General features: G+C 68.6%; 4 protein-coding genes and 2 pseudogenes. 5 read left to right on the top strand and 1 reads right to left on the bottom strand.

Annotation, left to right across the window (positions count from 1 at the left end; all coding sequences use genetic code 11):
* Positions 1–200 precede the first annotated feature (200 nt).
* Complete coding sequence (locus RWO33_RS17865; protein ID WP_314106532.1) at positions 201–698, bottom strand: ferritin-like domain-containing protein; 498 nt, start codon at positions 696–698, stop codon at positions 201–203.
* A 175-nt stretch (positions 699–873) separates the two neighbouring features.
* Between RWO33_RS17865 and xth the strand changes: the two genes are divergently transcribed.
* The 5 genes and pseudogenes from xth to RWO33_RS17840 all read left to right on the top strand — a co-directional run.
* A complete protein-coding gene (gene xth, locus RWO33_RS17860; protein WP_314106530.1) occupies positions 874–1,671 on the top strand; it encodes an exodeoxyribonuclease III in 798 nt (265 codons plus the stop codon).
* A gap of 479 nt (positions 1,672–2,150) precedes the next feature.
* Complete coding sequence (glgA, locus tag RWO33_RS17855; protein WP_313955403.1) at positions 2,151–3,569, top strand: glycogen synthase GlgA; 1,419 nt, start codon at positions 2,151–2,153, stop codon at positions 3,567–3,569.
* An 89-nt stretch (positions 3,570–3,658) separates the two neighbouring features.
* Positions 3,659–5,518, top strand: a pseudogene (gene glgB, locus RWO33_RS17850) (1,4-alpha-glucan branching protein GlgB); the annotation flags it as partial.
* Positions 5,515–7,254 (top strand): malto-oligosyltrehalose trehalohydrolase, encoded by a 1,740-nt coding sequence (gene treZ, locus RWO33_RS17845; RefSeq protein ID WP_314106529.1) that lies wholly within the window; start codon positions 5,515–5,517, stop codon positions 7,252–7,254. The pseudogene glgB and the gene treZ, both read left to right, overlap by 4 nt.
* Positions 7,251–7,528: pseudogene (locus tag RWO33_RS17840) on the top strand (4-alpha-glucanotransferase); the annotation flags it as partial. The gene treZ and the pseudogene RWO33_RS17840, both read left to right, overlap by 4 nt.

The raw sequence follows: 7,528 nt of genomic DNA, 5'->3' as shown, positions 1-7,528 counted from the left end.
GCGCCGACGCCTCCGGCGACGCCGGCGGCTCCCGCGGCAACGCCTGCGCCGGCAGCAGCCGGCCAGTAACGCGTTCGACGGCAGGCGCCTGCGGCATCCCCGCAGGCGTCTGGTTACCGCCGATCTGCAACGAAAAACGGCGGCACCGAAGTGCCGCCGTTCGTCTGGACGGAGGGCGGGCGATAGCGCCCGCCCGGAGCTCAGGCTGCCTTGGCCGCCTGCGCGCCACTGCTGGCCTTGGCGATCAGCGTGAGCTTCTCATCGGTGGCCTTCTCTTCCTGCAGCGTCGCCAGCAGCAGCGGCAGCGCATCCTTGTAGCCGAGCTGCTTGGCCAGCGCGGCGATGGTGCCGTACGACGCGATCTCGTAGTGCTCCACCTTCTGCGCGCCGCCGATCAGGGCGGCATCGCGGACCGGACCCTTTTCCACTTCCTCGATCACTTCCTTGCCTTCCTCGACCAGGCCTTCCATCGCCGCACACTTGATGCGCTTCAGTTTGATCCCCAGCACCTCCACGACCTGGTCGATGCGCTCGACCTGGCCCAGGGTTTCCTCGAGGTGGGTTTCAAAGGCGGTTACCAGCTCAGGGTTGCTGGCGGCACGGGCCAGGCGGGGCAGGGCCTTGGTCAACTGCTTCTCCGCGCTGTAGATGTCGGAAAGTTCGTGGATGAAGAGGTCTTCCATCGTTTTGATCGCCATGGTGCAGGTCCTGCGCGTGAGTTGAAGCCCCATCGTGCACCGCGCGATGTTATTCGCGGTGCTGTTCGCGTGATGCCCGGCGAGAGGAACGCGTGAGCGCGGCCTTGACGCGCGCCTGCGACGCAGCGGTCTACAGTGCGCTGAATCGGGCAGGCGAGGATCGGGGAGCAGGGCCATGGCACGCCGCAAACGGCTGAGGATCGCTACGTTCAACGTCAACGGCATCCAGTCGCGGCTGCCGCACCTGCTCACCTGGCTGGAGCGCGAGGCGCCGGACATCGTTGCGTTGCAGGAACTCAAAGCCAGCCAGGACGCTTTCCCGGAGGCTGCCATCCGCGACGCCGGCTACGGCTGCCTGTGGCAGGGACAACGGGCCTGGAACGGGGTGGCGCTGCTGGCACGCGGCCAGGATCCGATCGAAAGTCGACGCGGGCTTCCCGGCGACCGTACGGATGACCAGAGCCGCTATCTCGAAGCGGCCGCACATGGCGTACTGGTCGGCGGCCTGTACCTGCCCAACGGCAATCCCCAGCCTGGACCGAAGTTCGATTACAAACTGAAGTGGGTGCAGCGCCTGCATCGCCACGCTGCCGGGCTGGTGGGCCTGCCGCATCCGGTAGCGCTCATCGGCGACTTCAACGTGGTTCCCACCGACGACGACATCTACGACCCCACCTCGTGGCGGCGCGATGCGCTGCTGCAGCCGGAAGTGCGGCAGGCCTACGCCGACCTGCTGGCGCAGGGCTGGACCGACAGCCTGCGTCGGGTCCACGGCGACGCCCGGATCTACACGTTCTGGGATTACTTCCGGCAACACTACCAGCGCGACCGCGGCCTGCGCATCGACCATCTGCTGCTCAACCCGGTCCTTGCCGATGGCCTGAAAGACGCCGGCGTCGACCGCTGGGTGCGTGGACTGGAGAAGGCGAGCGACCACGCGCCGACCTGGATCGAAGCGCTCGTTCCGCAGTAGATGCGACGAACCCGTGACAGCGGCGCGGGCGGGGATGAAGGGTTCAGGTGCGCGCGTGGGTGCACGACGCTCATGGTCGGAAAGCATCTGCTTATAGCGCTCGAGTATCGATATCACTCACTAAACGCGGCATTTCAGGCGCAATGCGTGTGCGACGCGAAGCCGGGTCACGGACTTGTCGCATCGAGTTCACGCGTTGTTTATTCCGCACACAGGTAGATTCGATCCAAGGTTCGCGCGCGACGATTCCGGCGCCGCACAAACCCCCGCCCTTGGCGCAATGCCGATGGCACCCCCACCGCGGTACCACCTTCGAGATTCCCCCCATGTCGCATGTGCGTCAGATCGCTGTTCCCGTGGCTTTGCCCGTTCCCGCTGGCGACGAAGGCGGTGCACGCGTTCGCCGCACACCCCGGCTGCGCGCCGTCGAGACCACCTCGCCGCCGCCGCTCGGTCGTGTCGATCCAGGCCGACGCGTCCTGTTCGTCACCTCCGAGATGGCGGACTACGTCAAGGCCGGCGGGTTGGGCGATGTCGCCGCGGCGCTGCCACGTGCACTGCGCACCCGGTCCGACGTGCGGGTGCTGATTCCGGGCTACGACGAAGTCATCGCCGGTGCACCGGATCTGCGCCTGGTCGGCCGCGTGCCGGCACGGGCCGGGATTCCCGCGTGCGACATCGGTGAGACGGTTGCGGGCGGCCTGCCGGTACTGGTGCTGGTGTGCCCGGGGCTGTTCCAGCGTGGTGGTAGTCCGTATGTGGACGGCAGCGGGCAGGACTGGAGCGACAACGCGGTGCGCTTTGCCGCGCTCTCGCGCGCCGCGGCGGTGATCGCCTGCGGCAATGCCGGCATGGAATGGCAGCCGGAACTGCTGCACCTGAATGATTGGCCGTGCGCACTGGCCGCGGCCTATCTGCGCTGGTACGGCTCGGACGTGCCCGCGCTGTTGACCGTCCACAACCTGGCCTACCAGGGGTTGTTCCCGCTTGAAGACGCTGCCGTGCTGGGTGTTTCGCCGGAGCAGGCCGAGAGCATCACCTTCCATGGCCGGCTGTCGTTCCTGCAGGCGGGCATCGTGCATGCCGACCACGTGAACACGGTCAGCGTGAGCTACGCGCGCCAGATCACGGGCCCGGAACAGGGCTGCGGGCTGGACGCGCTGCTGTCCGGGCACGCGGCGAGCGGTCGCTTGAGCGGCATCGTCAACGGCATCGACAGCAGCTGGGACCCGCGCACCGACCTGCACCTGAGCGAGCACTTCGACCTGCACCGCTGGGAAGGCCGGGTCGCCAACAAGCGGCGCGTGCAGCGTGCGCTGGGGCTGCCGCACAGCGATGGGCCGCTGTTCGCGGTGGTCTCGCGACTCGTCCACCAGAAGGGCCTGGACCTGAGCTGCGCGGTGGCGCACCAGATCGCCGCCGCCGGCGGCCAGCTGGCCATCATCGGTGGCGGTGAACCGCGCATCGAAGCGGAAGTGGCCGCGCTGTCGCGGCGGTTTCCCTCCTGCGTGGGCGTGTACCCCGGCTTCGACGAAGGCCTGGCCCGCAAGATGTTCGCCGGGGCTGATTTCCTGCTGATGCCTTCGCGCTTCGAGCCGTGCGGGCTGAGCCAGATGTATGCGCAGCGGTTCGGCTGCCTGCCGATCGCGCACGCCACCGGCGGCTTGATCGACACGGTGGAGGACGGCGTGACCGGCCTGCTGTTCAACTCGGCCGACGCCGACTCGCTGCGTCGCTGCGTGCAGCGCGCGTTCCGCACCTACCGCATCCCGGGCCTGCTCTCGGCCATGCGCCGCGCAGCCATGCTGCGCCCGAGCAGCTGGGACCTGGCCGGCACGGAGTACCTGAGGCTGTATGAGCGCGTGCTGGATGCACGCGTGCAGGAGCTGCAGGCATGACCGAGCACGCCTTCGTTGCGCGCGACGCCAGCTTCGCATCCGAACCGACCGAATCACCCAGCAGTACGGGGGACACTGCGCTGACCCCGGCGCAGCTTGAAGCACTGCGCAGCGGCGACCCGGACGCCGCCCGCCGGCTGCTGGGCGCGGTGGCTACCGACAGCGGCGGCGTGCGCTTTGCGGTGTGGGCCCCTAATGCCAGCCGTGTGGCGGTGGTAGGTGATTTCAACGGCTGGGATGCGGAGCGGCATCCGCTGCGCCTGCATCCCGAAGCGGGCGTATGGGAAGGGTTCGTGCCGCGCGTGGCGGCCGGTGCACGGTACAAGTTCGCGGTCACCGCGGCCGACGGAAGTTCGGTGGCGCTCAAGGCCGACCCGATGGCGCGTGCCTGCGAGCTGCCGCCCGATACCGCCTCGCGCGTTGCGGGTCCGGCGACGCACGCCTGGCAGGATGGCGCGTGGATGGCCGCACGCGGCGTGGCCGAGGGCCAGGCCATTTCGGTGTATGAAGTCCACGCGGCGTCCTGGCGGCGCGATGCGAACGGCCAGCCGCTGGGCTGGTCGGCACTCGGCGATTCGCTGATCCCCTACGTGAAAGCCCTGGGCTTCACCCATATCGAGCTGCTGCCGGTCAGCGAGCATCCCTTCGGCGGGTCCTGGGGCTACCAGCCCCTGGGCCTGTTCGCGCCGACCGCCCGCCACGGCGGGCCGGAAGACTTCGCGGCGTTCGTCGACCGTTGCCACATGGCGGGCTTGGGGGTGATCGTCGATTGGGTGGGGGCGCATTTCCCGAGCGACGCGCATGGCATGCAGCGTTTCGACGGTACCGCGCTGTACGAGCACGAAGACCCGCGCCTGGGCCTGCATCCGGACTGGAACACGCTGATCTACAACTACGGGCGCACCGAAGTGGCCGCGTTCCTGATCGGCAGCGCGCTGGAGTGGATCGAACGCTTCCACATCGATGGACTGCGCGTGGATGCGGTGGCTTCGATGCTCTACCGCGATTACAGCCGCGCCGAAGGCGAATGGCTGCCGAACGTCAACGGCGGGCGCGAAAACCTGGAGGCGGTCGCCTTCCTGCGCCAGTTGAATGAGGCGATCCGGACGCGCTTCCCGGAGGTGCTGGTCATGGCCGAGGAATCCACCGCGTGGCCGGGCGTCACCGCGCCGGCCACCGCGAACGGCCTGGGCTTCACCCACAAATGGAACATGGGCTGGATGCACGACACCCTCGCGTATCTGCGCCGCGATCCGATCCACCGTGGCCACCACCACGGCGAAATGACCTTCAGCGCCATCTACGCCTTCAGCGAGCGATTCATCCTGCCGCTGTCGCACGACGAAGTGGTGCATGGCAAAGGCTCGCTGCTGGCGAAGATGCCCGGCGACCGTGCCCAGCAGTTCGCCAACCTGCGGGCCTGCTATGGATTCATGTGGGCGCACCCGGGCAGCAAACTGCTGTTCATGGGCGGCGAGTTCGCCCAGCCGGCGGAATGGAACCATGACGCTGCCCTGGACTGGGACAGCGCGGCGCATTCCGAACATGCCGGCATCGCCCGGCTGGTCGGCGACCTCAACCGCCTGCTGCAGCAGGAACCGAGCCTGCGCCTGGCCAACGATGACGATGCCGGATTCGAATGGAGCGTCAGCGATGACCACCAGAACAGCGTGCTCGCGTTCGTGCGGCACCCGCCGCACGGCGAAGGCCGGGCCACGCTGGTGGTCTGCAACTTCACCCCGGTGGCGCGGCATGGCTACCTGCTGGGCGTGCCGTCGGCCGGTGACTGGGTGGAGATCCTCAACACCGACAGCGCGTTCTATGGTGGCAGCAACCTGGGCAATGCCGGTCGCGTCGCCACCATTGACCAGTCGATGCACGGCCACGCGCAGTCGCTGCCGCTGACCCTGCCTCCGTTGTCGGTGCTTTACCTGCAGGCCAGGGAATGAGTGCAGCGCAGGTGCGGTGGGGAGCCTGGCAGGATGCCGATGGTTGCTGGCGTTTCGCGCTGTGGGCACCGGCGGCCACGTCGGTGGATCTGCTGCTGGAGGACCAGGTGCTGCCCATGCACGGCAGCGAGGATGGCTGGTTCGCGCTGACCGCGCCGGGTGCGCCGGGCATGCGCTACCGCTACCGCATCGATGGCGGCGACGCGGTGCCCGATCCGGCCTCGCGCCAACAGCCTGAAGGCCTGTTCGGGCCCAGCGCGCTGGTGGCCGACGACTTCGACTGGCAGCATCCGGACCGGTCCGGCCGGCCGTGGCACCAGGCGGTGATCTACGAGGTGCACGTGGGCGCCGCCGGTGGGTCGTTCAACGCCGTGCGCGAACAGCTGCCGCAACTGGCCGACCTGGGGTTCACCGCGATCGAACTGATGCCGGTGGCCACCTTTCCGGGTGACCGCAACTGGGGCTACGACGGCGTGCTGCAGTACGCGCCTGCGCCCGCCTACGGCACGCCTGACGAGCTCAAGGCACTGGTCGATGCCGCGCATGGCCTGGGGATGATGGTGTTGCTGGACGTGGTCTACAACCATTTCGGGCCGGACGGCAATCCGCTGCCGACCCTTGCGCCGGCGTTCTTCCGCAATGACCTGTGTACGCCGTGGGGCAATGCGGTCGATTTCCGCCGCCCCGAGGTGCAGCGCTACTTCATCGACAACGCGGTGATGTGGATGCGCGATTACCTGTTCGATGGCGTGCGCCTGGATGCGGTGCACGCCATCCATCCGCTGGCGTTCCTGAACCTGCTGCGGGACGAGGTTCGGGCGGCGCTGCCCGGCCGGGAAGTGTTCCTGGTGCTGGAAAACGAAAACAACCAGTCGGCGTTGCTGGCCAGCGGGTTCACCGCGCAGTGGAATGACGACTTCCACAACGCATTGCACGTGCTGCTCACCGGGGAGCAGGAAGGCTACTACGGCGACTACGCCGACGATCCCTCCGGCCGCCTGCGCCGGGTGCTGGCCGAGGGATTCGCCTGGCAGGGCGAGACTACCGGCAGCGGGTGGGCACGCGGCGAACCCAGCGCAGGCATTCCGCCGCAGCAGTTCGTGGTGTTCTGCCAGAACCACGACCAGACCGGCAACCGTGCGCAGGGCGAGCGCCTGCTGCAGCTGGTAGGGCCGCAGCGGACCGCGCTGGCGATGGCATTGACCGCCTTGACGCCGATGATTCCGATGTTCTTCATGGGCGAGCCGTGGGGCGCGCGGTCACCGTTCCTGTATTTCACCGACCATCGCGCGCCGCTGGACGAGCAGGTGCGCCAGGGCCGGCGCGACGAGTTCGCGCACTTCAGCAGCTTCAAGGACGAGCACCGTCGCGAGCTGATTCCGGATCCGAATGCGCCGACCACGCTGGCCCTGTCCCGCGCGCCCTGGCCGGCGGAGGACGATCCCGATGCCGCGGCCTGGCTGACCTGGTTCCGGGACCTGCTCGCGGTGCGTGCGGCCTGGCTGGCCCCAGTCGCCAGCGCGCAGTCGCTGGGTGCCGAGGTGCTGGCGCCGGGCGTGCTGCGCGCCGGCTGGCAGCTGCCCGGTGCGCAGTGGTGGATCGCCTTCAACGCCAGTGATGCCACCGTGCCGGTGCTGTTGCCGGCCGGCCGCGAAGTATTCCGGCTTGGCCCGCCGGCCGATGACGACGGACTGGCGCCCGACAGCCTGTACGCCGTCGTGGTGGCTGCACCATGAGCGCGCAACCGGGATTGGACGCATTGGCGGAGGCGGTCGGCCTGACCGTGGACTGGGTGGATATCGCCGGGCGTCCGCAACGCGTGGACGACGCGGTACTCGGCGCGATCCTGGACGCGCTGGAGATTCCCAACGCCACGCCCGCGCAGCGCCGCGAGGCGCTGTCCGCGTTGGGGTCGCGCCGGCAGGTGCCGCTGCTGCGTACTGCCGTGGTCGGGGCGCCGGTGGATGCCGGCGCCGCGGATGCGCCCTGCGTGTGGGAACACGAGGAGGG

The organism is uncultured Stenotrophomonas sp. (genome assembly GCF_963519925.1).
In the GTDB taxonomy this organism is placed as follows: Bacteria; Pseudomonadota; Gammaproteobacteria; order Xanthomonadales; family Xanthomonadaceae; genus Stenotrophomonas; species Stenotrophomonas maltophilia_AE.
The sequence above is the reverse complement of the archived record's forward strand: the minus strand, read 5'-3'. Positions and strand labels throughout refer to the sequence as shown.

Excerpts from the sequence above, each read along its gene's own strand:
- RWO33_RS17865 (WP_314106532.1), bottom strand. The coding sequence starts at position 698 with ATGGCGATCAAAACGATGGAAGACCTCTTCATCCACGAACTTTCCGAC.
- xth (WP_314106530.1), top strand. The coding sequence starts at position 874 with ATGGCACGCCGCAAACGGCTGAGGATCGCTACGTTCAACGTCAACGGC.
- treZ (WP_314106529.1), top strand. The coding sequence starts at position 5,515 with ATGAGTGCAGCGCAGGTGCGGTGGGGAGCCTGGCAGGATGCCGATGGT.